This window comes from Actinomadura rubrisoli, assembly GCF_004349215.1.
In the GTDB taxonomy this organism is placed as follows: domain Bacteria; phylum Actinomycetota; class Actinomycetes; order Streptosporangiales; family Streptosporangiaceae; genus Spirillospora; species Spirillospora rubrisoli.
The window spans coordinates 12,250-36,343 of record NZ_SMKU01000058.1; the positions used below are offsets into that span (position 1 = coordinate 12,250).

19 protein-coding genes are annotated in these 24,094 nt (G+C 73.7%); 7 read left to right on the forward strand and 12 right to left on the reverse strand.

The features are described 5' to 3' along the window. Positions 1 to 33: 33 nt before the first annotated feature. The 3 genes from E1298_RS14155 to E1298_RS14165 form a co-directional block, all read right to left on the reverse strand. Positions 34 to 417 carry a hypothetical protein gene (locus E1298_RS14155; RefSeq protein WP_131893196.1) on the reverse strand — a complete coding sequence of 128 codons (384 nt, stop codon included), beginning with the start codon at positions 415 to 417 and terminating at the stop codon, positions 34 to 36. 293 nt (positions 418 to 710) lie between these two features. Further along, positions 711 to 1,574, reverse strand: a complete 864-nt coding sequence (tesB, locus tag E1298_RS14160) for an acyl-CoA thioesterase II (protein WP_131893198.1) — start codon at positions 1,572 to 1,574, stop codon at positions 711 to 713. A 56-nt stretch (positions 1,575 to 1,630) separates the two neighbouring features. After that, on the reverse strand, positions 1,631 to 3,703 hold the full coding sequence (locus E1298_RS14165; protein ID WP_131893201.1) for an ATP-dependent DNA helicase UvrD2: 2,073 nt from the start codon (positions 3,701 to 3,703) through the stop codon (positions 1,631 to 1,633). Positions 3,704 to 3,848: 145 nt separating this feature from the next. Between E1298_RS14165 and E1298_RS14170 the strand changes: the two genes are divergently transcribed. Further along, on the forward strand, positions 3,849 to 4,139 hold the full coding sequence (locus tag E1298_RS14170) for a mycoredoxin (protein WP_131893203.1): 291 nt from the start codon (positions 3,849 to 3,851) through the stop codon (positions 4,137 to 4,139). Between the two features lie 23 nt (positions 4,140 to 4,162). Here the strand turns inward: E1298_RS14170 and nudC are convergent, their stop codons facing one another. Then, on the reverse strand, positions 4,163 to 5,080 hold the full coding sequence (nudC, locus tag E1298_RS14175) for an NAD(+) diphosphatase (RefSeq protein WP_131893205.1): 918 nt from the start codon (positions 5,078 to 5,080) through the stop codon (positions 4,163 to 4,165). 72 nt (positions 5,081 to 5,152) lie between these two features. Continuing rightward, positions 5,153 to 6,535, reverse strand: a complete 1,383-nt coding sequence (locus tag E1298_RS14180; RefSeq protein ID WP_131893207.1) for a dipeptidase — start codon at positions 6,533 to 6,535, stop codon at positions 5,153 to 5,155. 72 nt (positions 6,536 to 6,607) lie between these two features. Here E1298_RS14180 and E1298_RS14185 point away from each other — a divergent pair, with 72 nt between their 5' ends. Next, complete coding sequence (locus tag E1298_RS14185; RefSeq protein WP_131893209.1) at positions 6,608 to 6,874, forward strand: DUF4031 domain-containing protein; 267 nt, start codon at positions 6,608 to 6,610, stop codon at positions 6,872 to 6,874. A gap of 5 nt (positions 6,875 to 6,879) precedes the next feature. Here E1298_RS14185 and E1298_RS14190 read toward each other — a convergent pair whose 3' ends face one another. Next, a complete protein-coding gene (locus E1298_RS14190; protein WP_131893211.1) occupies positions 6,880 to 7,488 on the reverse strand; it encodes an HD domain-containing protein in 609 nt (202 codons plus the stop codon). A gap of 136 nt (positions 7,489 to 7,624) precedes the next feature. On the opposite strand from E1298_RS14190, the gene E1298_RS14195 reads away from it, so the two are divergent. The 4 genes from E1298_RS14195 to E1298_RS14210 are packed head-to-tail and all read left to right on the forward strand — an operon-like array spanning position 7,625 to position 13,039. Then, the gene (locus tag E1298_RS14195) at positions 7,625 to 8,770 is read left to right on the forward strand and encodes an ATP-grasp domain-containing protein (protein ID WP_131893213.1); all 1,146 of its coding nucleotides are present in this window, start codon (positions 7,625 to 7,627) and stop codon (positions 8,768 to 8,770) included. Further along, entirely contained in the window at positions 8,767 to 10,338 is a 1,572-nt protein-coding gene (locus E1298_RS14200; RefSeq protein ID WP_243725578.1) for an IucA/IucC family protein, read from the forward strand. The genes E1298_RS14195 and E1298_RS14200 overlap by 4 nt, the downstream gene beginning before the upstream one ends. Then, positions 10,329 to 11,936: an IucA/IucC family protein gene (locus E1298_RS14205; protein ID WP_131893215.1), complete on the forward strand. Its 1,608-nt coding sequence runs from the start codon at positions 10,329 to 10,331 to the stop codon at positions 11,934 to 11,936. Before E1298_RS14200 ends, E1298_RS14205 begins: the two co-directional genes overlap by 10 nt. Beyond that, positions 11,933 to 13,039, forward strand: a complete 1,107-nt coding sequence (locus E1298_RS14210) for a type III PLP-dependent enzyme (RefSeq protein WP_131893217.1) — start codon at positions 11,933 to 11,935, stop codon at positions 13,037 to 13,039. The genes E1298_RS14205 and E1298_RS14210 overlap by 4 nt, the downstream gene beginning before the upstream one ends. Positions 13,040 to 13,046: 7 nt before the next feature. On the opposite strand, the gene E1298_RS14215 is transcribed toward E1298_RS14210, so the two are convergent. Continuing rightward, positions 13,047 to 13,676: a DinB family protein gene (locus E1298_RS14215; RefSeq protein ID WP_131893219.1), complete on the reverse strand. Its 630-nt coding sequence runs from the start codon at positions 13,674 to 13,676 to the stop codon at positions 13,047 to 13,049. Between the two features lie 175 nt (positions 13,677 to 13,851). On the opposite strand from E1298_RS14215, the gene E1298_RS14220 reads away from it, so the two are divergent. Continuing rightward, positions 13,852 to 15,468, forward strand: a complete 1,617-nt coding sequence (locus tag E1298_RS14220) for an AMP-binding protein (RefSeq protein ID WP_243725579.1) — start codon at positions 13,852 to 13,854, stop codon at positions 15,466 to 15,468. Positions 15,469 to 15,569: 101 nt separating this feature from the next. Here E1298_RS14220 and E1298_RS14225 read toward each other — a convergent pair whose 3' ends face one another. From E1298_RS14225 to E1298_RS14245, 5 genes are all read right to left on the reverse strand, one after another. After that, entirely contained in the window at positions 15,570 to 15,878 is a 309-nt protein-coding gene (locus tag E1298_RS14225; protein WP_131893221.1) for a hypothetical protein, read from the reverse strand. A 76-nt stretch (positions 15,879 to 15,954) separates the two neighbouring features. After that, positions 15,955 to 16,734 carry a class I SAM-dependent methyltransferase gene (locus E1298_RS14230; RefSeq protein WP_131893223.1) on the reverse strand — a complete coding sequence of 260 codons (780 nt, stop codon included), beginning with the start codon at positions 16,732 to 16,734 and terminating at the stop codon, positions 15,955 to 15,957. A 142-nt stretch (positions 16,735 to 16,876) separates the two neighbouring features. Beyond that, positions 16,877 to 20,275: an ATP-dependent helicase gene (locus E1298_RS14235; RefSeq protein WP_131893225.1), complete on the reverse strand. Its 3,399-nt coding sequence runs from the start codon at positions 20,273 to 20,275 to the stop codon at positions 16,877 to 16,879. A 27-nt stretch (positions 20,276 to 20,302) separates the two neighbouring features. Further along, positions 20,303 to 23,476 (reverse strand): ATP-dependent helicase, encoded by a 3,174-nt coding sequence (locus E1298_RS14240; RefSeq protein ID WP_165975456.1) that lies wholly within the window; start codon positions 23,474 to 23,476, stop codon positions 20,303 to 20,305. A gap of 106 nt (positions 23,477 to 23,582) precedes the next feature. Then, entirely contained in the window at positions 23,583 to 23,891 is a 309-nt protein-coding gene (locus E1298_RS14245; RefSeq protein WP_131893227.1) for an MGMT family protein, read from the reverse strand. Between the last annotated feature and the right edge of the window lie 203 nt (positions 23,892 to 24,094).

Genomic DNA, 24,094 nt, shown 5'->3' on the forward strand with positions numbered 1-24,094 from the left:
GGATCCGCGGCCTGGGGGCTTGCCGGTGTCGTGCTAGACCGGTCGCCTCCAGGGGTACGGACCCGAAACGCCACCCTTGAGGGAGACGCCCATGTGGGCCGTGGCCGGAGCCTGGGTGCCGCTGTCTTCGATGAGGTGTGCGAAGACAGTGCGCCCCTGCTCGTCCTGGACTCGCTGCTCGGTGCGCAGATCAGTCAGATCACGCGCGGTCAGATCACGCAGACGCGCGCCAAAGGCGTCGGGACGCCCGTTGGCCGGGATCGACCCGCTGATCGGCGCATTGGCGCCGCCGTGCGCCATGGGGCCGCAGGGCTTGAGGCTCTGCGGCGTCCACACGGACGCGGCGGAATAGGCGATCGAGGCACCAGGGCAGGCGGGAGTCCAGGTTGGCGCTGATTTGATCAACATGCTCTTCACCGGACTGCACACCACCTTCCTGGTTCCTGGGCCGTACCGGAGGATTCAAGATCCACGCGGACCGGCCAGCTTGATTGCTCGCATCGAGCGTACGGGGACTCCGGCAACTCAATCAAGGTATTTTTGACCTGCGAGTTTGTGGGCGACCTCACCCCCGTCCCCGAGAACCCGCAACGCCGGCCCGGCGTCGAAGGCTCCCCGGAACCCCGCACCAACGATCATGCCACGAACCAAGCCGTCTCCGGGAGTACTCCACACGAAACCCGCGGCCGAGCCGAAGGGACGGGGTCGCGTCAGTGGTCGGAGACTCTGATGAGGCCCTCTTGCATGACCGAGACGACCAGTTCGCCGGACTGTGTGAACACTTGGCCGCGGGCCAGCCCGCGCGCGCCGCCCGCGAATGGCGTGTCCTGGGAGTAGAGGAGCCAGCCGTCGGCGCGGAACGGCCGGTGGAACCACATCGCGTGGTCGAGGCTCGCGCCCATCGTCCGCTTGTCGCCCCAGGCGAGGCCGTGGTTGAGCAGGACGGTGTCGAGCAGGGTCATGTCCGAGGCGTAGGTCATCAGGCACACGTGCAGCAGCGGGTCGTCGGGGAGCTCGCCGTCGACCTTCAGCCACACCTTCGTCTCGGGCGTGGCGAGCGACGGGTCCTTGGCGGCCTCCCACGTCAGCGGCGTCGCGTGCCGGACGTCGAACGGGCGGCGGTCGGTGAACAGGCGGGCGCCCGCCTCGCCGAAGATCGGCGTGAGCCGGTCCAGGGCGGGCGGCAGCGTCTCCGGGGGCGGCGCCTCGGGCATCGCCGCCTGGTGCGCGGGCCCGTCCTCGGCGATCTGGAACGACGCCGACAGCGTGAAGATCGCCTTGCCGTGCTGGATGGCCGTCACGCGCCGCGTGGTGAAGGAGCGGCCGTCCCTGACCCGGTCGACGGTGTAGACGAGCGGGACCAGCGGATCACCCGGGCGGATGAAGTACGCGTGCAGCGAGTGCACGGGACGGTTGACCGGGACGGTGCGGCCGGCGGCGACGAGCGCCTGGCCCGCGACCTGCCCGCCGAAGACCCGCTGCTGGCGGTCCTCGGGGCTGCGCCCGCGGAAGATGTCGTTCTCGATCTGCTCCAGGTCCAGCAGGTCCAGCAGTGACTTCAATGACTCCTTCACGCCCGCCAGTCTTCCCTATCGCCCGGTGTGAGCGGGCTCTCACCCTTGCGCAGCGGTCAGCAGAGGGCGAGGACGGCCTCGCCGTACCGGTCGAGCTTGACCTTGCCGACGCCGGGGATCCGGGCCAGTTCCTCCAGCGATTCGGGGGCGTGTTCGGCGATCGCCTGGAGTGTCGCGTCGGTGAACACCACGTAGGCCGGGACCTTCTGCTCGGCCGACACCTCCGCGCGCCACTCCTTGAGCGCGATGAGGAGCTCCTCGTTCAGCTCGGACGGGCAGTCCTCGCAGCGGCCCAGCTTGCGCTCGACGGCTGCGATCAGCGGGCGGCCGCACACGCGGCACGGCTGCGGACCCTTGCCGGCGCGCCGCTTCGTCCGGTCGACGCGGGCGGGGGTGTGCGTGGTGGTCTTGGCGGTCAGACCGTCCAGGAAACGGGACGCCCGGCGCCGTCTGGCCCCGCCCGGCGAGCGCGACAATGCCCACGACAGCGAGAGGTGGACGCGCGCGCGGGTGACGCCCACGTAGAGCAGCCGGCGCTCCTCCTCGATCTGCGCGGGCGTCTCCGCGTAGATGATCGGCAGCGTGCCCTCGGCCAGCCCGATGAGGAACACCGCGTCCCACTCCAGGCCCTTGGCCGCGTGCAGCGACGCGAGCGTGACGCCCTCCAGCGGGGGCGCGTGCTGGGCGGCGGCGCGCTCCTCCAGCTCGGCGACGAAGTCGGGCAGGCCCGCGCGGGGGTTGTCGGCCGCCATGTCCTCGGCGAGCTGGGCCAGCGCGGCGAGCGATTCCCAGCGCGCGCGCGCCGCCCCCGCGCCCTCGGGCGGCTGGTCGGAGAAGCCCGCCCCGGACAGGACGTGCCGGACGGTCATTATCAATCCGGTGCCGTCGTTCTCGGCGTCGCCGCCCGCGCGCGCGGCGCCGCGCAGCCTGACGACCGCCTCGCGCACCTCCGGCCGCTCGAAGAACCGCTCCGCGCCGCGCAGCACGTACGGGACGCCTGCCTCGGCCAGCGCCGCCTCGTACGTCGCGGACTGCGCGTTGATGCGGAAGAGGACCGCGATCTCGCGCGCCGGGACGCCCTCGTCGATGAGCTTGCGGGCCCGGCGGGCGACGTCGTCGGCCTCGGCGACCTCGTCGTCGTACTCGTTGAACACCGGGACCGGCCCGTCGGAGCGCTGCGCGACCAGCTCCAGCTTGTGCCGGGCCACCCCGTCGCCGGTCGCCTGCCCGATCACGCCGTTCGCCAGCCGGACGACCTGCGGCGTCGACCGGTAGTCGCGGACGAGCTTCACCACCTTCGCGCCGGGGTGCTCGCGCGTGAAGCCGAGCAGGTGGGACGGGCTCGCGCCGGTGAAGGAGTAGATCGTCTGGTTCGGGTCGCCGACGACGCACACGTCGTCGCGGTCGCCGAGCCAGGTGTCGAGCAGCATCTTCTGCAGCGGGTTGACGTCCTGGAACTCGTCGACGACGAAGTACCGGTACTGCTCGCGGACCTGGTGGGCGGCCTCGCGGTGCTCGGTGAGGACGGCCGCGGTCAGCTCCAGCATCCCCTCGAAGTCGAGCAGGTTGCGCTCGCGTCTGAGCTGCTCGTACATCGCGTAGACCCGGGCGACGTCGACGACGTCGGCGGGCGCCTTGCGCGCGGCCTTGGCGACCGCGGCGGGGTAGTCCTCGGGACGGTTCTGCGTGACCTTGGCCCACTCGATCTCGCCGGCGATGTCGCGCAGCTCCGTGCGCCCGAACGAGGACAGCCGGCACGCGCGCGCCGCGTCGGCCACCAGGCCGATCTTCGAGTCGATGATCTTGGGTGGGTCGCCGCCGATGACGCGCGGCCAGAAGTAGGTGAGCTGGCGCAGCGCCGCCGCGTGGAACGTCCGCGCCTGCACGCCCGGCGCCCCGAGCTGCCGCAGCCGGCTCCGCAGCTCCCCGGCGGCCCGTGTGGTGAACGTCACGGCGAGCACCCGCTGCGGCGACACCACCCCGGTGAGGGTCGCGTACGCGATGCGGTGGGTGATGGCCCGCGTCTTGCCCGTCCCGGCGCCTGCCAGCACGCACACCGGGCCCTGGACCGCCTCGGCGACCTCCCGCTGATCGGGGTCGAGCCCCTCCAGCACCGACTCAGCTGACATCCCCCCATCCTTGCAGCCGGCGGCGGCACCTTCGCCCCGGCGCGCATGCCGTGGATTCCGGGTGGAATGAGAAACACGCATCCGCTGTTCTGCGATAGGCGTAACCGAACAGCTCGTACGAACGAACGAGGGAGACGACGCACCGATGGCGACGCCGACCACCGCACGCGCCAAGGACCCGACCAGGCAGCTCACCATGTACACGACGACCTGGTGCGGCTTCTGCCGCCGGCTGAAGAGCCAGCTCGCCCGGGACGGCATCGAGCTCGTGGAGGTCGACATCGAGCGCGACCCGGCGGCCGCGGACTTCGTGATGAGCGTCAACGGCGGCAACCAGACCGTCCCGACCGTCACCATCGGCGACGAGGTCGTCCTGACGAACCCCAGCGCCAAAGAGGTCAAGCGCCGCTTGGCGGAGCTGGCGAGCGGGAGCTGAATCAGAGCATCGGCTGAGTCCCGCTAGAACGCCGGCATGTTGGGCAGCTCGCCGCCGTACCAGCGCATGATGAGCTGGGCGGCGATGGAGAGCGGGCCCGGGGCCACGATGTCGCCGGCGTCGATGGCCGTGCGGAGTTCGTCGCGGGTGTACCAGGCGGCGTCCAGGATCTCCTCAGGGTCGGGGCGCAGCGGGACGGTCCCGTCGGTCTTGGCGGTGAAGCCGAGCATGAGGCTCTGCGGCAGCGGCCAAGGCTGGCTGCCGTGGTAGCGGATGTCGCGGACGGGGAGGCCGACCTCCTCGTTCACCTCGCGCGCGACGGCCTGTTCGAGCGACTCGCCCGGCTCGACGAATCCGGCGAGGATCGAGCGGCGGTCGGCGGGCCACTGCGGGCCGCGGGCCAGCAGGATCCGGTCGTCCGCGTCCGTCAGCAGCATGATCACGGCGGGGTCGACGCGGGGGAAGTGCTGCGAGCCGTCCGCCGGGCAGACGCGCGTGTGCCCGGCGGACGCCGTCTCGGTCCCGCCGCCGCAGCGCGGGCAGAACCGGTGGGTGGCGTGCCAGTGCTCCAGCGCGACCAGGTGGGTGAGCAGGCCCGAGTCCCGGTCGGCGAGCAGCGCGCCGACCTGGCGCAGCCCGGCCGGTTCGGTGCCCTCGATGGCGGGGAGCGGTGCGGGGACGCCAAAGTAGGCGGTCCCGTCGCCGTCCACGCCGAGGAGCCAGCGGTCGCCGTCCGGCGCCCGGCCGGGCGGGACGAACACGAGCGCGGGGCCGGGCTCGAAGGTGACCAGCGCGCGCCCGTCCTCGATCACCAGGACGCGGGTCCGCGGGTCGGCCCAGGCGTTCTCCAGCCAGGCGTCGTCGCGGCGGTTCAGGGCGGCCCGGTCCAGGGTGCCGCGCGCCAGCGCCAGCCACTCCAGGGGCCCGTCGGGCACCGTCATTCGACGCTCCTTGTGCGGACTGCTGTCCGGTCCGGGGCCTCGGCGGCCCCGGACCGGGGGGGTACGGCGGTTTCAGCGCAGCGCGGCGGCGAGTTCTTCCCACAGGTACGCCGACGTCTCGGCGCCCTTGAGCAGCAGGGGGATCTCGACCTTCTCGTTGGGCGCGTGGATCCGGTCCCCGTCCAGCCCGACCGCCACGAAGATCAGCGGGGCCTCCAGGATGTCGGCCAGGTCGGCCTCGGGGCCGCTGCCGCCCTCGCGGGTGAACAGGACCTCACCGCCGAACGCGCGCTCCATGGCGCGGCGCGCGGCGCGGACGCCGGCGGAGTCGATCGGCGAGAAGCAGGGGCGGACGCCGCCGCCCGGGACGTGGATGTCGGCGACGATGCCGGGCGGGGTGTGGTCGTCGACCCACGTCCGGAACGCCAGCTGGACCTTGCCGGGGTCCTGGCCGGCGACGAGCCGGAAGGAGATCTTGGCGTGGGCCTCGCGGGGGACGATCGTCTTGCCGCCGGGGCCGGTGTGCCCGCCCCACATGCCGTTGATCTCGGCGGTCGGGCGGGCCCAGACGCGCTCCAGGGTCGTGTAGCCCCGCTCGCCGTAGGCGGCGCGGCTGTCGCCCGCGGTGCGCAGCCAGGCGGCCTCGTCGAACGGCAGGCGGGCGAACAGCTCGCGCTCCTCGTCGGTCAGCGGGACGACGTCGTCGTAGAAGCCGGGGAGGGTCACCCGCCCGTCGGCGTCGTGGAGCGCGGCGAGCAGCGCGGCCATGGCGTGCAGCGGGTTCGGGACGGCGCCGCCGAACGAGCCGGAGTGCAGGTCGGAGGCGGGGCCGCGGAGCGTGACCTCGACCTCGGTGAGGCCGCGCATGCCGGTGCACATCGACGGGACGTCCGCCGCCCACATCGTGGTGTCGCTGATGACCACGGCGTCGCAGGCGAGGCGGTCGCGGTGGGTGCGCAGCAGCTCGGCGAAGTGGACCGAGCCCGACTCCTCCTCACCCTCGATCAGCAGCCTGATGGTGACGGGCGGGGCGGTCGCGCCGGACGCGGCGAGCAGGGCGCGGATGCCCAGGGTGTGGAAGAAGACCTGGCCCTTGTCGTCGGACGTGCCGCGCCCGATGAGCCGGCCGTCCTTCTCGACGGGCGCGAAGGGCTCGGTGTCCCATTCGTCGAGGGGCTCGACGGGCTGCACGTCGTGGTGGCCGTACACGACGACCGTCGGCGCGGCGGGGTCGGCGGCGGGCCATTCGGCGAAGACGGCGGGAAGGCCGGGCGTCTCCCAGATCTCCACGGTCGGGAAGCCCTGGTCGCGCAGGGAGGCGGCGAGCCAGTCGGCCGAGCGCCGCACGTCCCCGGCGCGGGCGGGGTCCCCGGAGATGGAGGGGATCGCCAGCCACTCCTTCAGGTCGGCGATGAACCGGTCCCGGCCTGCCTGTATATACGTCGCTACGTCCACCTGCATGCCCCTTTGCATGTCGTACTGTCAGGCACTGTAGGGGATTGTGTCCCCTCGTCCTCTGGAGGGCTCTTGATCCTCATCGATCCACCGCTGTGGCCCGCGCGCGGCCGGGTGTGGTCGCACATGGTGAGCGATGTCTCCTATGAGGAACTCCACGCGTTCGCGGCGAGGCTGGGGTTGCCGCCTCGCGCGTTCGAACGGGACCACTATGACGTCCCGTCGGAACTCTATGAGGTGGCGGTCGCCTGTGGGGCGGAAGGGGTCGGCTGTCAGGAATTGCTGTCGCGTCTGACGAAGGCGGGCCTGCGGCGCCGGAAGGCGGTGCGGCCGCGCTGACCGGGTCAGGCGCCCAGGAGGGCGAGCTCGGTGCGGAGGTTGTGGCGGGCACGTGCCTCGAACCGTTCGCGGGCGGCGCGCGTGTGGAACAGGGTGGGGAGCGCGAGGAGCCCGGTGAGCACCTCGGCGCGCCCGGCGCGGAAGAGCTCTTCGGGGACGAACGCGTACTCCTCCCGCACGGCGGCGGCGTAGGCGGCGTATCGTTCCGGCTCGGCGCCGAGGAAGGCGAGGTCGGCGTCGCACAGGACCTGGCCGTCGCGGTCGTCGTCGCCGGGCGCGTGCGTGGTGGTCAGCCGGACGAGCCGGGCGACGTCCTCGACCGTCTCGGGCGGGAGGTCAGTGTCGGCGAGCATGCGGGCGGCGAGGCGGGCGCTGCGCTCCTCGTTGTCGGCGCGCTCGGGGTCGTAGACGGCGTCGTGGAACCAGGCCGCGAGGCGGACGGTGTCGGGGTGCGCGGCGTCGCCGGCCAGCTCGTCCACGAGGTCCAGGACGGCGACGAGGTGCTCGCGCGTGTGGTAGCGGCGGTGGGGCTCGCCGTAGCGGGTGTCCAACTCCGTCCCGATGTGTCGGGTGTGCGGTCCGGCGAGGGCGGTCCACCGGTCGAGAAGGTCCATGCGGCCCATCCTGGCGGATCGGCGGACGGCGGGGGACACGCGATGTCATCGTTCTTGCCTGAGGCGCGCGGCCCGGCCACTATGGTGACCACTTCGAGTTAGGCAAGGCTTACCTCACTCACTGGAAGGGCCGGTCGTGGCCGCCTGTCTCCACCTGGTCGCCGGGAAGGCGACCGACTCGGTGACGCACGGGTTCCTGCCCGCCGCCGCGCGCCTGGGCCTGGACGTGGTGATCCTCACCGACCGTCCGGCCGCCCACGAGGGAACGCACGACGGGCCGGTCGTGGAGTGCGACGTCTCCGACTTCCGGGAGATCATCGCCGCGGTCGGGACGGCACCGGAGGGGATCTTCTCCAACAGCGACTTCCTGCAAGCGCCGGCCGCGCTGGCCGCCGCGTACTTCGGGCTCCCCGGCAAGGACTGGCGGGCGGCGGCGCGGGCGAAGAACAAGGCCCTGATGCGCCGCCACCTCGCCGCGCTCGACCCGGTGTTCTCCGCCGACGCGCGCCAGGTGCCCGGCGACGCCCCGTACCCGCTCGTCCTCAAGCCGCGGGAGGGCGTGGCCAGCGAGGACGTGTTCCTGGTGCGGGACGCGCGGGAGCTGGCCGCCCGCCGGGAGGAGGTCGCGGCGCGCCGGGACGGCCCGCTGGTGGCCGAGGAGTACCTGCCGGGGCGGCTGCACACGCTCGAAACCCTCGGGGACGGCCGGGAGCTGCGCGTCCTCGGGTCGTACCTCACGCGGCTGTCCCCGCCGCCCTTCTTCGTCGAGGAGCGCCTGGAATGGGCGCCGCCTCCCCCGGAGACCGGGCAGGTCCTGGCGCAGCTCGACGCGCTGGGCGTCGGCTTCGGGGCGTGCCACACCGAGTTCGTGGTCCACGACGGCCGGGCCCGGATCATCGAGGTGAACTACCGGCTGATCGGCGACCACTGCGACTTCCTGCTCCAGGACCTGCTCGGCGTGCCTCTGTTCGAGCGGATCCTGGGCGTGCACCTGGGCGAGCGGCTGCCGGCGGACGGCCCGCGCCCGGCCCGGCACGCCGTGGCGGAGCCGGTCATCGCCGACCGTCCCGGCACGCTGACGTCCGCGCCCGGCCCGATGGAGGTGGACGACGGTCCCGTGCGCCTGGCGTACCGGCCGCAGCGCGGCGTCGGCGACAAGGTCGCGCTCACCCGCACCAACCGCGACTACCTCGGCACGGTCAGGGCGATCGGCCCGGCGCCCGGCGAGGTCGACGCCGCGCTGGCCCGCTTCCGCGCGGCCCATGACTGGACCATCGCGTGACCGGTGTGGAGGGCCCGCTGGCCGCCCGCGTCCTGGACGCCCTTCTGCGCGAGGACTATGCCGGGCTCCGCCGCTTCATCGACGCGCGGACCCTGAACCTTCCCGGCCGTCCGGTGCGGCTCTTGGACGCGCGTCCGCCCTTCCTTGCCGAACTCGTCGTGGACCCCGATCAGGGCCTTCGCCTACAGGACGTGTTCGCCGCCGTCCGCGCGCTGGCGGATCGACGGGACGACGTGGCGGCGTTCGAACGCGAGTGCCTGGACGCCCTGGCCGCGATCCGTCTGCACGAGGACGCGCGTCCGGCGGTGCACCGCCGCCTCGCACGGATCCCGGACGAGCTCCGGCGCGGTCCGGGCACGTTCTACGAGACCCTCGCCGCGTTCAACGACCATCCCGTCCACCCGACGAGCCGTGGGCGAGCGGGCCTCAGCATGACGGACGTGAGCCGGTACGCACCGGAGTTCGGCACCGCGTTCCCCCTGCGCTGGGCCTCGGTCCCCGGGCCGGACGTCACGCTCGCGGGGACGCTCCCCTGCTGGTGGCCCGGCGCCGCCGATGTCGGGCTGTGCCAGGGGGACGTGATGTTTCCCGTCCATCCGCTCGCGGTCTCCAAGGTGCGCAAGGAGCCCGGCGTAACCATCGGCCCGGACCCCTACTTGCAGGTCACCCCCACGCTCTCGATGCGGACGGTGGCGGCGGCACCGCTCGACCACCTGAAGATGCCTCTGCCCACGAGCACGCTCGGCCTGCGCAACCGCCGCACGATCGTGCCGGGCACGCTGCCGGACGGGGCGCTGGTCGAACGGATCCTGCGCCGCGTCCTTGAACAAGAAGGCAGCCCGGTCCTCCTCGCCGACGAGCAGACATACGGCCACACGCATTCGCCTCTGATGGGCTTCCTCGTACGGCGATTCCCGGCGGAGACGGCGCGCGCGCACATCGTCCCGGTCGCCGCGCTGCTGGCCGAGGCTCCCGACGGTGGGCATGTGATCGAGCGGTGGGACGTCCAGGACCTCTTCGGCGCCTACTTGTCGGCGCTCCTGTCCTGGAACGTCACCCTGTTCCGCTACGGCATCGCCTTGGAGGCGCACCAGCAGAACGTGGCGCTCGTCCTCGACGACGGGCCGCTCCGCATCCTGCTCAAGGACAACGACGGAGCGCTGATCGACCCCGACCGGCTGCGCGACCGGCTCGCGCCGTGCCCCGGCGCCGACCCGCGCGACCTCATCGACCGGCGGATGACGACGCGCGACCCCGAGGCGCTCGCCCGCGTGTTCACCACCATCACCCTGCACCTGTGCGCCGCCGCCCCCGCCGCCGGCCTCGCCGAGCGGGGGCTCCTCCCCTGGCGCACCGGCGTGGCGATGATCCGCGAACGGCTCGACGCCGCCCTCGGGCCGGACGAGGCGTTCCTGCGCTCCCGGACGCTGGACGCGGACGCGCTGCCGGGCAAGGCCATGGTCACCGCCGGGACCCTCGTCGACAAGACCAGGACCGGCGCCGCCGACATCAACAAGCACTACGGCCCGCCGGGGCCGAACTACCTACGGGACGCGACTTGCTGCTGACAGAACCGGGCCTCACCGCCGCCGAGGCCACCTCGACCGCGCTGCTCAACTGCCTGATCCGGGAGGTCTGCGCCCCCGAGCAGCAGGTGTGGCCGGGCGCCTCGCGGCTGGTCGTGCGGCTGCCCCGGGCGGGCGTCGTCCTGCGCACGGGCCTCGCCCGCCCGCCCTCGGGCCCCACGTACCGCCTGACGGCGCCGTACGAGGAGCAGCGCGACGACGACTGGATCCCGGTGCCCTGGGACCGCCTGGCCGATCTCGTCGCCGGAGAGCTCGAACTGGCGACGGGTCACCCGAACCCCGAGTTCCTCGCGCAGGTGGGCGACAGCCACACCGCGCTGTCCGCCATCATCGCCGCACGCGGGGACTCCCTCCCCGAGGACGGACGGTACGTCGCGTCCGAGCAGGCCCTTGTGGCGGGGCACCGTTTCCACCCGTCCCCGAAGGCGCGCCAAGGGGCGCCCAGCGAATGGCTCCGGTACGCGCCCGAGACCCGTTCCCGGTTCCGGCCGCATTGGCTGGCCGTCCGGGACGACCTTGTCGCCGAGGAGGGCGCGCCGGACGCGTTCACGGCGCTGGAGGCCCACGCGCCGGACGCGCCGGCAGGGCACAGGCTCCTGCCCGTCCATCCCTGGCAGTTCGCCCTCCTCGCCAACCGTCCGCTCCTACGCCGCGCCCTGGCGGAGAACCTCATCGTCGACTTGGGACAGTCCGGCGCCGAAGCGCTGCCCACATCGTCCGTCCGCACGGCCTACCTGCCGGACGCCGACCTGTTCTGCAAGTTCAGCCTGGATGTGCGCATCACCAACTGCGTCCGGAAGAACGCCTGGTACGAGCTGTCCGGAGCGGTCGTCCTCAACGACCTCCTCCCGCGCATCTTCACCGGGCTCGGCGCCACGCTCCTCGCCGAGCCCGCCTACCGGAGCGCCGCGCTCGCCGACCGCCGCCTGTACGAGGGTCTGGGCGTGATCGTGCGGCAGGGCGTCAAGGGCCTGCCCGGCACGCCGCTCCTTGCCGGTGCCTTGGCCGACCCCTACAGCACCTTCCTCGCGGACCTGCCCGCCCTCTCGACCCCGGACGGCGCCCTCGCCTGGTGGGACGCCTATGTCGCGCACGTGGCGCCGCCCGTCCTGCGCGCGTACCTGGACCACGGCATCGTCCTCGAACCGCACCTGCAGAACGTCCTCATCTGCGTGGACGCCGAGGGCATGCCCGTCCACGCCGCGTTCCGCGACCTTGAGGGGACCAAGCTCACCGAGGGCCGCTGGGACCTGTCCGGCCTCCCCGCCCGCGTCGCCGAGGGCCTCACCTACGCCTCCGACCGCGGCTGGAACCGCGTCGTCTACTGCCTCCTCGTCAACCACCTCACCGAGATAGCGGCGGCCGTCGCCGACCTGCATCCGTCCCTGGACGCCGCGCTCTGGGACGCCGCCCGCGGGCACTTCTCCGCCCGCGACGGGCACCCGCAGGTCCGCGCGCTGCTCGCCGGGGTGCCGCTGCCCGCGAAGGCCAACCTGCGCACCCGCTGGTCCCGGACGGCCGACCGGGGCGCCGCCTACGTCCCCGCCCCCAACCCGCTCGCCGCGCCGATGCCGCTATGAACCCCGAATTCGCCCGCGGCCTCGGCCGCTACCCGGCCTACGTCTACGACCTGCGCGGCCTCGCCGACCACGCCCGCGCCGTCCGCGCCGCGCTGGGCCCCACGGAGCTGTTCTACGCCGCCAAGGCGAACCCCGACGCGGAGATCCTCCGCGCCCTCGCACCCCACGTGGACGGCGTGGAGGTGTCGTCCGGCGGCGAGCTGGCCCACGTCCGCAGGACGCTCCCACACGCGCGCCTAGCCTTCGGCGGCCCGGGCAAGACCGACGAGGAACTCGCCCAGGCCCTCGCCCTGAACGCCGAACGCATCCACGTGGAGAGCCCCCGCGAGCTGTCCCGCCTGGCGGACCTGGGCCCCGCCGACGTCCTCCTCCGCGCCAACCTCCCGTTCACCGCGCCCAACGCCGTCCTCACCATGAGCGGCCCCTTCGGCATGGACGAGGAGGCCCTCAACGAGTGCGCCCGCCGTATCGCGGACACGCCCCACATCACGCTCCGGGGCGTCCACGCGCATCTGGCCTCCGGCCTGGACGCCCCCGCGATGCTCGACCTGGCCCGTCAGATCACCTCCTGGGCGCTCCCCTGGCTGCGCGCCCAAGGCGTCCGCGCCCCCGAGGTCAACCTCGGCGGCGGGATGGCCGTGGACTACACCGACCCGCACGCCCGCTTCGACTGGACGACCTACGGCGCCGAGCTCCCCTCGTCCTCCCGCCAGGCGCTCCCCCCGCCCGTGCTCCGCATCGAGCCGGGCCGCGCCATCACCGCCTACCACGGCTGGTACGTCACCGACGTCCTCGACGTGAAGACCACCCGGGGCGCGACGTACGTCATCGTCCGCGGCGGCACCCACCACCTGAGGACCCCCGCCGCGAAGGGCCACGACCAGCCCTTCGACGTCGTCACACCGCACGGGCCGCCCACCACGACCGCGACCCTGGTGGGCCAGCTCTGCACGCCCAAGGACGTGCTGGCCCGCGAAGTCCCCGTCCCGTCCCTCGCTCCCGGCGACGTGGTGGCGTTCGGCATGGCGGGCGCCTACGCGTGGAACATCTCGCACCGCGACTTCCTCATGCACCCGGCGCCCGCGTTCCACTACCTGCGCTAGATGCCGTTCATTCTCGGGGGGCTCCGTTCCAGCGCCATTCGGTCAGCCGAGGACGTCCGGGGAGGACGCCGCGTCCGGTGGCCCACAGGAGCGTGGGCCAGGGCACCGTGGTCTGCGGAGCGTCCGGAAACAGCCGGGCGAGCACCCGCGAGCACAGGTCGCCGGGCGGCTCCCAGGCGAGTCCGAGGCCCTCGGCCATGTCATGCATGTGAACCAGGGTCTCCACGATTCCCATCGCCGCGAAACCCTCTGGGTCGGAGGCGCCGTACCCGTGATAGGCCAGGCTGTCGGACGGCGTCGTCCGCACCATCGCGACCAGCAGCGCGCTGCACGCCTCCAACACTCGCATCAGCCCGTCGGGTCCGGCGTCCCGATCCGCGTGGATGACGTTGTGGGGCCCACCGGGTCGCCGGGGCACCCACACGAAGGGCAGCACGCCGTCCTCCGGCTGGTGCTTGGAGCCGAGTTGAGCGGCGTAGGCGAAGAGGTCGTCACTCAGGTGCTCGACCGTCTCCCAGCAGGTCCATACAAGGGAACCGGCCCTGCTGTCCCAGGCGTCCGGTGAAGCCTTCCTCAGCGTGGCAACGGCGAGCCGAACGGCCTGATCGAGGTCGTCGGCGGTGATGTGTCCAGACATGGCAGGACCGTACCCGGCTCCACCAACGCGCGCCGCGCGCACCGGGACGACCAAACTGTGGACATTCAGGTGACCCTCCCAATATCCAAGTGAAACCCGGGTATGCCTCTCGATCGTCCGTGGGACGGCAACCGCGGCCTCGCGAGGGGCCCGGATTCACAAGAGGAGAGGTTCAGTGGCGCTGCTCGACCGGGTGCGTTCGTTCGCGAGCTTCGGAGCACGGGCGACCCGCGCCGTGCGCGATGCCGGGATGCTCAGCCCGGTGCGTCCCGACCGGGCGGCCCGGCTGCTGTTCCCCTACGCGCGGTTCGGCCCGGTGCCGGCCACGATCGGCGCGATGGCGGCCCTGCGCTTTCCCGGCCGCCCGGCGCTGATCGACGAGCAGGGCGTGCTCACCTACGCGGAGCTGGAACGGCGGGCGGCCGCGCTGGCCACCGCGCTCCGCGACCGCGTGGGCGACGGGCGGATCGGCGTCCTGTGCCGCAACCACCGCGGCTTCGTCGAGACGCTCCTCGCGGCCTCCCGGCTCGGCAACGACGTGGTGCTCCTCAACACCGACTCCTCCGCGATCCAGCTGGGCCAGGTCGCCGAACGCGAGGGCGTCGGCCTCCTCGTCCACGACGCGGAGTTCGGGGACGTCGTCGACGAGTCCTCGTTCACCGGCCGGCGCGTCCTCGCCTGGACCGACACCGGCCAGGCCGGGCAGGAGAGCGGGCACGAGACCGTCGAGGAGCTGGCGACGGTGACCGAGCCCGAGCCGCTCAGCCCCGGCCGCACCAGCAACGTGATCGTGATGACGTCGGGCACCACGGGCACGCCGAAGGGCGCGCGGCACGACCTCTCGCTGTCCTCGCTGCTCCCCGTAGCGCTCAGCCACATGATGCGCGTCCCGGTGCGCTCCGGGGCGCCGATCGTGATCGCGCCGCCGCTCTTCCACATCCTGGGGTTCGCGTACACGACGGTGGGGCTCGCCATGGGGATGCCGCTGGTGCTGTCGCGCCGCTTCGACGCGTCCGAGACCCTCCAGGCGATCGTGGCGTGCGAGGCGGAGGCGCTGGTCGCGGTGCCGGTGATGCTCCAGCGGCTGCTGGACGTCCCGGACCGTCCGCGCACGCCGTCCCTCCGCGTGGTCGTCAGCGGCGGGGCCGCGCTGCACCCGCACCTGTCGGATGCGTTCATGGACGCGTTCGGCGACGTGCTGGTCAACGTGTACGGCGCGACGGAGACCGGCTGGGCCACGATCGCCACGCCCGGCGACCTGCGGGCGGCGCCGGGAACGGTCGGGAAGCCGTCGTTCCGGCTCACGATCAGGATCCTGGACGAGCACGGCCGGGAGGTCCCGCGCGGGACGACCGGCGAGATCTACACCGGCGGCGGGCTGCGGTTCGCCGGCTACACCGGAGGCGGCGGCAGGCGGGTCCTGGACGGCCTGACGAGCACGGGCGACCTCGGCCACTTCGACGGGGCGGGGCGGCTGTTCATCGACGGGCGCGCCGACGACATGATCGTCTCCGGTGGGGAGAACGTGTTCCCCGGCGAGGTGGAGAACCTGCTCGGCGGGCATCCCGGCGTCGCGGAGGTGTCGGTGGTCGGGGTGGACGACGAGAAGTTCGGCAAGCGGCTGGCGGCGTACGTGGTGCGCGCGCCGGGCGCCGAGGTGAGCGAGGACGACCTCAAGGCGCACGTGAGGAAGCACCTGGCCCGCTACAAGGTCCCGAGGGACGTCCGGTTCGTCCGCGCCCTGCCCCGCACCAGCACCGGCAAGATCAAGGCCGGGTCTCTGGACGGCTGACCCGCCGGCACGCCGACGGCTCGGGCGGCCCCGGGGGCAGCGCCCGGGCCCGGGCCGCGGGGGGCTCGGGCACCGCCCGGATCACGCGGCTCAGGCCCGGCTCAGGCCGCGCCGGCGCGGTCCTTGGCGGCCATGCAGATGCGGGCCAGGTCGTTGAGCGCGTCGGCGCGGCGCTCGTCCAGGCTGCGGCCGTCATCGGCCGACGCCTCCGCGAGCGTGTCGATGACCAGGGAGAACACCGGCCATTCGGCGGGCGCGATGGCGCCCTGGAAGTCGGCGCCGCCGGCCAGGTCGTCCAGGTCGAGGTTGCGGGCGAAGGTGGCGAGGGCGGCCTCGGCCGCCACGACGCCGATGCGCATCGCCAGCGCGGCCGGCTCGCGATCGAGGGAGCGCACGGTGCTTGGACCCATGGCCGACAACCTAGAACATACGAGCGACCGCCGTCGAACGTTTGCTCGAAAAACCTGGAACGGGTTCGCGGGGCGCTCAGCCCGCGATCGCGTGCTGGAAGAGGTGGCTGTGCGTGAAGTGCAGCTCGCCGTCGGCCTTGCTCGGACGCATCCCCGTCGCGGGGCCGCCCGCCAGCTCGTCCTCCAGCTCCTCGCGGATCCGGGACGCGGTGTCGGCGGGGGTCCGGGAGAGCTCCAGCCATGGCTGGAGCGGCCGGACGAAGTCGAACGCCTCGGCCCGCTTCACCTCCGCCCCAGCGGCGGTGACGAGGCCGGCGACCTCGGCGGCGGTGAGCATCGTGCCGTGCGAGGGGTCGCGGAGGCGCTCGATGCGGTCGGGGTCGCCCTTCACCCCCTCCGGGCGGACGAGGTCGGCGATGATCAGCGCGGCGCCGGGACGGCTGACGCGGGCCATCTCCTTCACGACGGCGGCGGGATCGGCGACCTGGTGCAGCGAGAAGCGCGTGACGACGAGCGTGAACGACCGGTCGAGGTAGGGCAGGGCGGTGGCGTCGCCGTGGGTGAAGGTGACGTTGGTGACGCCGTCGCGGTCGACCGCGCGCTTGCCCTCGGCGAGCATCGCCGGGGTGAGGTCGAGGGCCGTCACGTGCCGGACGCGGCGGGCGATCACGCGGGAGACGAGGGCGGTGCCGGCGGCGACCTCCAGGACGACGTCCTCTTGGTCGAGCTCCGGTTCCATGAACCGGACGAGCCGCTCCAGGTGGCGGGTGAACGCGACGTTCAGCCGGGGATCGGCGAACCCCTCCGCCTGCTCGGAGAACTCCCGTACGACCTTCTCGTCATGGGTCACCGTCACGCCGCCTCCCTCGAAGTGTTGCCCGGATCATCCCCGAAAGAACGCATGGTGAACAGAGGTGAACGTGACACATCGCCCGGCGTGCCCGCCGGGCGTGCACGGGGGCGCGGCGGGCATGCGCGGGGCGCGGCGGCGGTCGGGCTCAGGCGGCCGGGACGGCGTCGAGGAGCGCGGCGAGGCCGTCCGCGTCGAGGAGGTCGGCGGGACGGACGGTGACGTTGGCGCCGACGTAGTGGAACGCCGCGCTGACCTGGCCGACCGGGACGCCCGCGAGCGCGGCCCAGGCCAGCCGGTACGCGGCGAGCTGCACCGACACGAACCGGGCCTCCTCGCCGGACGGCGGCGAGCCGGTCTTCCAATCGACGACCTCGTAGCGGCCGTCGCGGCGGAACACGGCGTCCATCCGGCCGCGGACGAGCCGGTCGCCGATGACCGTCTCGAACGGGACCTCGATGTCGAGGGGCTCGCGCGCCGCCCACTCCGACAGCTCGAACTGGGAGCGCAGCCGCTCCAGCTGGGCGTCCTCGGCGGCGCCCTCGTCGGCCGCGCCGGGCAACTCGTCCGGATCCAGAAGCCGCTGCTGGCCCCAGCGGCCCTCCAGCCAGGCGTGGAACGCGGTGCCGCGCCGCGCGTACGGGGCGGGCGGGCGCGGCATCGGGCGGCGGATCTGGCGGGCCAGCGCCGCCGGGTCGCGCGCCAGCGCCACCAGCGACGACACCGACAGGTTCGCGGGGAGCTCGACCAGCAGGCCGTCGCCGCCCCGGCCCCGGTCGCGTTCGGCCAGCAGCAGCTCGACGTCCCGCGCCCAGGCCGACATGCGGCCCCGGTCGGCGCCGGAGAGCCCGGCGTCCCCGGCCCAGTGCAGGGTGCGGCCGACCATGGCGTCCTCGACCATGCGCGCGGCCTCGACGACGGCCTCGTAGCGTTCGCGCGCGGAGACGTCGGTGTGGCCGCGCGCGCCGGGCGCGACCGGCCACTGCGCCTCGTCGGGGTCGTCGAGGAGCGGGTTGGTGGCGCCCTCCTCCGGCGGATCGGCCCAGACGGCGACCGACCCGGCCCCGGCCATGCAGACCGCCCGGACCTCCTCCAGGAACGGCGACGGGCCGAGCGGCCGCCCCGACGCCCCCCACCAGTAGCCGGTCGTGACGAGCAGGCTGGACGCGCGGGTGACGGCGACGTAGGCGAGCCGCCGTTCCTCCCGCAGGTCGCGTTCGGAGCACGCCTGGTCGAACGCGGCGAGGTCGTCCTTGTCCAGGCCCCGGAGCGCGGGCAGGTCGGCGCGGTCGCCGCGCAGCGGGAACGGCAGGACGCGGGGGTTCGCGGTCCAGCGGGTGGCGTTCTGCGGCGGCGACGGGAAGACCGAGCCCTTGGCGGGCCCCCCGTTCTTCTGCGGGACGTACGCCAGGCCGGGGACGACGACCACCGGCCATTCCAGGCCCTTGGACGCGTGGACGGTGAGGAGCTTGACGCTGTTGGTCTCGCCGACCCGTCCGGCCTCCAGCCCGAACTCCTCGGACTCGGCGGCCTTGAGGTAGGCCAGGAACGCGCCGAGCGTCGGGTCCTCGGCGTCGCCGGCGAAGGTGGCGGCCGCGTCGATGAAGGCGTCGAGGTCGGCGCGGGCGGTGACGGGGTCGAGCCCGGAGCGGGCGGCGACCTCGATGTCGAGCCCGAGGGCCCGCTCGGCCTCGTTGACGAGGTCGGGCAGCGGCAGCCCGACCTGGCCGCGCAGCACGCGCAGCTCGTCGCGGAGCCGCCGCAGCCGCCCGAACCCCTCTGGCGAGTACGCGCCGGGGTCGCCGAGGTCGTCCAGCGCGTCAACGAGGCTGCCTGTCTCCTGGTTGAGCTCGGTGACGAGCTGCCGCAGCGGATCGTCGCCCCCGCCGTCCTCACCGGGCGGCCCGTCGCCCGCTCCCTCCGGTGCGGGCCCGGGCGGCGGCTGCTCCTCCTCGGCCGGTTCCCTGGCGCGCGGCGGGGTGACGTCGCGGGCGGACTCCTGGGCCAGGGCGCGGGCCCGGCGCCCGAGCGCCACCAGGTCGCGGGGGCCGAGCCTCCAGCGGGGGCCGGTGAGCAGCCGGGCGAGGGACGCGCCCGCCGTCGGGTCGTGCATGACCCGCAGCGTGGCGACGATGTCCTGCACTTCGGGGACGGTGAGCAGGCCGCCGAGCCCCACCACCTCCACCGGGATGCCCCGGCTCTCCAGCGCCCGCCTGACCAGCGGGAACTGTGACCGCTTCCGGGCCAGGACGGCGACGTCGGAGTACTGGAGCGGCTCGGCCTGGGGAGCGCCGTCCGGCGCCGTCCCGGGGTCGGCGGCCATGAGCCCGGCGATCCGGGCGGCGATGCGGTCGGCCTCCTCCTCCACGGTCGTGAACAGGGCGCACTCGACGCGCCCGCGCCCCTCGCGGCCCGCGCCCGGGATCAGCCGGGGCACGGACTTCGTCTCGGCGCGCAGCTCGTCCTGGATCCGGGCGGCGGCCTCCAGGATCTGCTCCCCGTTGCGGAACGAGCGGCTCAGCTGGACGACCGGCGACGGGACGGGCCGCCGCCCCGCGACGGCGGCCTGGGCCGGGAAGTCGTAGGCGAACCGCAGCAGGTTGCCCGCGCTCGCCCCGCGCCACCCGTAGATGGACTGGCACGGGTCGCCGACCGCCGTCACCGGGTGCCCGCCCGTGAACAGCGACTTCAGCAGGACGAGCTGCGCCTGGCTCGTGTCCTGGTACTCGTCGAGCAGGACGACGGAGAACCGCGACCGCTCGATCATCCCGACCTCGGGATGCTTGTAGGCGATGCGCGCCGACAGCGCCATCTGGTCGCCGTGGTCGATGACCTCCCGGTCGGCCTTGGCCCGCTGGTACGCCTCGATCAGCGGCATGAGCTGCTCGCGGACGGCCTGCCGGGCCAGGATGTCGCGCTGCGCCTTGAGCGGCTTCTTCACGGCCGCGAACCGCTCGTCCAGCCAGGCCCCGACCTTGCGGACGTCGTCGGCGGTGCGCAGGTGCTCGGACAGGTCGCCGGCCAGCTCCATGACGGCCTTGGTGACGGTGTCGGGCGCCCATTCGACGCGGTCCATGGGCCCGTTGTAGGTGTCGACGACCCGGGAGCAGATCTGCCAGGCCACGGCGGGCGAGATCAGCCGCATCGTCGGCTCCAGCGCCTCGCGCAGCGCGTGGTCGCCGAACAGCCGGGCCGCGTAGGAGTGGTAGGTGGACACCATCGGCTCGCCGTCGAACAGGGCCTCGCCGCCGAGCCGCTCCAGCTCGTCGCCCGGCAGGACCTCGCGCAGCTTGTCGAGCCGCTTGCGCACCCGCACGCCCAGTTCTGCGGCCGCCTTGCGGGTGAAGGTGAGGCCGAGGACCCGCTCGGGCCGCACGAACCCGTTCGCGACCAGCCACACCACCCGCGCGGCCATCGTCTCGCTCTTGCCGGACCCTGCGCCCGCGATCACCGCCATGGGCGCCATCGGCGCCTCGATCACCCGGGCCTGCTCCTCGGTCGGCTCGGGGATCTCCAGCAGCCGGGCCAGCTCCCCCGGCCTGATCACCCGGTTCCCCCCGCCCTAGAGAACGCCTTAGTCACCGACCTGCCCGCCTTCGTCGTGGACCGGGCAGCAGGAGCGTACGGGACACGTCCGACACTTGTCGTTGGCGCGGGCCTGGAAGACCTCGCCGGCCATGCCGGTCGCGACGATCTCGATGAGCTTCTTGGGCCAGTCGGGGTCGTCGTCTTCGGCGGGCGGCGGCTGCTCCTGCTCGCGGGCCCTGGCGGTGAAGGCGGCCTTGCCGACCTGGACGAGCTTGGCGCCGCCGGGCTCGATCAGGCCGTGCCGCTCGAACGCGCCGAGCATCACCGCGTACTGGTAGACGCCGAGCTGCGGGTGGCGGGCCAGGTCGTCCTTGGGGACGGCGGTGGTGGAGGTCTTGATGTCGATGATGACCGCGCGGCCCTGCTCGTCGCGCTCGGCGCGGTCGATGCGGCCCTTGATGACGACGCGGCCGAGGTCGACCTTGAACGACTCCTCCAGCGCGACGACCTCGTTGGGGTTGTCGCGGTGCCAGGAGAGGAACCTGTCGACCATCCGGGTCGCCTGCTCGCGCTGCTTCTCCGAGTACCAGGCGCTGCGGAAGTCCAGGTCGTTCCAGATCTCGTCGAGCCGCTCGGCGACGTGGACCTCACTGATCCCGTCGTCGGCGCCCGCCATCTCGGCGACGGCGTGGATGACCTTGCCCATGGTGCTGAACTCGTTCGGCCCGCCCTCCTGCGCGCCCACCGCCGAGGCGAGCAGCCACCGGAGCCCGCAGGTGGTGAACGCCTCGACCTGGGACGGCGAGATCGTGATCCGCTCGTCCTCGGTGAACGCGGGCCCCGCGTCCGACAGCGCGGTGATGGCGTACCAGTTCTCGGGCCGGGCGCCGCGCACGCCCGCGCGCGCGAGCCGCGCCAGGTGCCCGGCGGCGGCCCGCCGCAGCGGTTCGGGACGGGCCGGGTCGGCGACGGCCGAGCGCAGGTCGGCCACCAGCGCCGACAGCGACAGCCACCGGGTCTTCTCGTCCAGCTGCGACTGCTCGATGGCGCCGGGGAGGAGCTCGTTCAGGAACCGGGACGGCCGCTCCTCGGTGTCGTCGCCCCCGACCGCGGTCACGACGAGCCGCCTGCGGGCGCGCGTGACGGCGACGTAGAACAGCCGCCGCTCCTCGTCCAGCATCTTGGCCGCCATCGACGCGCCCGCCGCGACGTCCCCGTCTGGCTCGGCGCCGGCGGCGTGCTCGACCAGCTCCTCCACGCCCAGCAGCGAGCCGCGCAGCCGCAGGTCGGGCCAGACGCCCTCCTGGACCCCGGCGACGACGACCACGTCCCACTCCAGGCCCTTGGACCGGTGCGCGGTGAGGATCCGGACCGCCTCGCCGCCCGGCGCCTGCTCGGCGAGCGTGTCGCCGGCGATCTCCTGCGCGGCGATGTTGTCGACGAACAGCTCGGGACCGGCCTGCGGAAGCCGGTCGACGAACCGCGCCGCGTGGTCGAACAGCGCCACCACCGCGTCGAGGTCGCGGTCGGCGGACGCGCCGCGCGTCCCGCCCTTGACGCTCTGCTCCAGCAGCACGTCGGCCTGGCCGCTCTCGTTCCACACCGCCCACAGGACGTCCTCCGCCGTCCCGCCGTCGCGGACGCTCGCGCGCGCCACCTCGATCAGGTGCGCGACACGCTCGGCGGGGGCCCGGACCCTCTCGTGGACGAGGGCCAGCTCGCGCGGGTCGTTCACCGCCGCGACCAGCAGCTCGCCGAGCGGCCGCTGCCCGCCCGACAGCTCCTCCAGGTCCCGCAGCGCCCGCTTGAGCCGCCGCATCGCGAGCGCGTCGGCGCCGCCGAGCGGGCCGGTCAGCAGGTCCTCGGCGACGACCTCGTCCAGGAACCCCTTCTTCAGCGCGGCCCGCATCAGCACCAGGAACGGCCGGACGGCGGGCTCGCCGACCAGGGGGACCTCGTCGCCCGCGACCACCACCGGCACCCCGGCCTGCGCGAGGGCCCGGCGCAGCGCCGGGACCTGCCGGACGGCGCTGCGCACGAGCACGGCCATCCGCGACCAGGGGACCCCGTCGAGCAGGTGCGCGCGGCGCAGCTCGTCGGCGACCAGCGCGGACTCCTGGCTCTCGGAGTCGGCGATCACGGCCCGGACCTCGCCCTCGTCCAGCTCGTCCACCGGACGCAGCGCGCGGTGCTCGGCCGCGCCCGCCGACCCCGCCGGGAGGCGGCGCGCGATCCGCCGGGACGCCTTGAGGATCTCCGGGCCCATCCGGCGGCACGTCCGCAGCGCCACCACCGGCGCCGGGCGGCCGTCCAGCGTGCGGAACCGGTCGGGGAACTCCTGGATGCCGCGCACGTCGGCGCCCCGGAACCCGTAGATCGACTGGTCGGGGTCGCCGACCGCGACGAGGTCGCGGCCCTCCCCCGCCAGATGGCGCAGTAGCGCCTCCTGGGCGGGGTCGGTGTCCTGGTACTCGTCCACGAACACCACGTCGTAGGCGTCGCGCTCCCGGATCCGCACCTCCTCGTCGGCGAGCATCCCGGCGGCGATGTGGATGAGCTCGCCGTAGTCGTAGGTGGGGACGGGGTCCAGCGCGAACCGGTCGACGTAGCGCTCCATGAAGGCGCCGATGGCGGGCCAGTCGTCGCGGCCCCGCATCCGTCCGAGCGCGACGAGGTCGTCGACGCCGTACCGGCGCTCGACCGCCCGCGACGCGAAGTCGCGCAGCTCCTCGGCGAACCCGCGCGTCGCCAGCGCCGCCCTCAGCCGCTCGGGCCAGTCGCGCCCGCCGTCGGCCAGCTCGCCCTCCAGCAGCCGCCTGACCTCCAGAAGCTGCTCCGGCCCGGACAGCAGCCGGGGCGCGGGCTCCTCGTTCAGCACCGCGTCCCGCCTGAGCAGGGCGTAGGCGTAGCTGTGGAACGTCAGCGCCAGCGGTGTCCGCGTCGTGCGGTGCAGGCGCCCGGTGATCCGCTGCCGCAGCTCGGCCGCCGCCTTGCGGCTGAACGTCAGGACCAGCACCCGCTCGGGGTCGGCGCCCCGGTTCTCGATCCGGTCGACGACCGCCTCGACGATCGTCGTCGTCTTCCCCGTCCCCGGGCCCGCCAGCACCAGCATCGGCCCGCCCGCATGCTCGACGACCTGCCGCTGCTGCTCGTCGAGCACAGGCGGGACGGCCCGCGCGGGACCCGCGCGGCGCACGAGACGGTAGGAACCAGGCGGCACAACATTTCATTGGAGCAGATCACCGGGGCTGGTCTGACCACATCGCACGCATGTCGCCCAAGAGACTCTGTGGACCGGTCCCGCTCCACGCCGGGGACCGGCGATGTCAGGAGGGGCCCGTCCAGCGGGCGCGGGACATGTCCACGCGGCGGCCGTCGGGGCGCAGCGGGGTGCCCTCGGCGCGGTAGTGCTCGTGGGCGCGCAGCTCGTGGCCGCTCGGCGGCCGCCCGTCCGAGCGGGTCACCCGCCACCACGGGACGGCGCCCCCGTACAGCGACATCACGCGCCCGACCTGCCTCGGCCCGCCCCGGCCGACCAGCTCGGCGAGGTCGCCGTACGACAGGACGCGGCCCGGCGGGATCCGCTCCACCGCGTCCAGGACCAGCTCGGCGTACTCGTCAGGCTCCGACCACATCCGGCGATTCTCCCGAGATCGTCCAGCTCCCGCCACCCCGTCAGGAACCGCTCGCCGACGGCTCCTCCGGGGGCTCGAACGACGGGCCGGACCTCGGATCGCCGGACGGTCCCGGAGGCGTCTCGGACGGCGCGTCCGGGCGCGGGCCGTCCGGGCGCGGGCCGTCCGGCGGGGCGAACGACGCGCCGGGGTGCTGGGGGTCC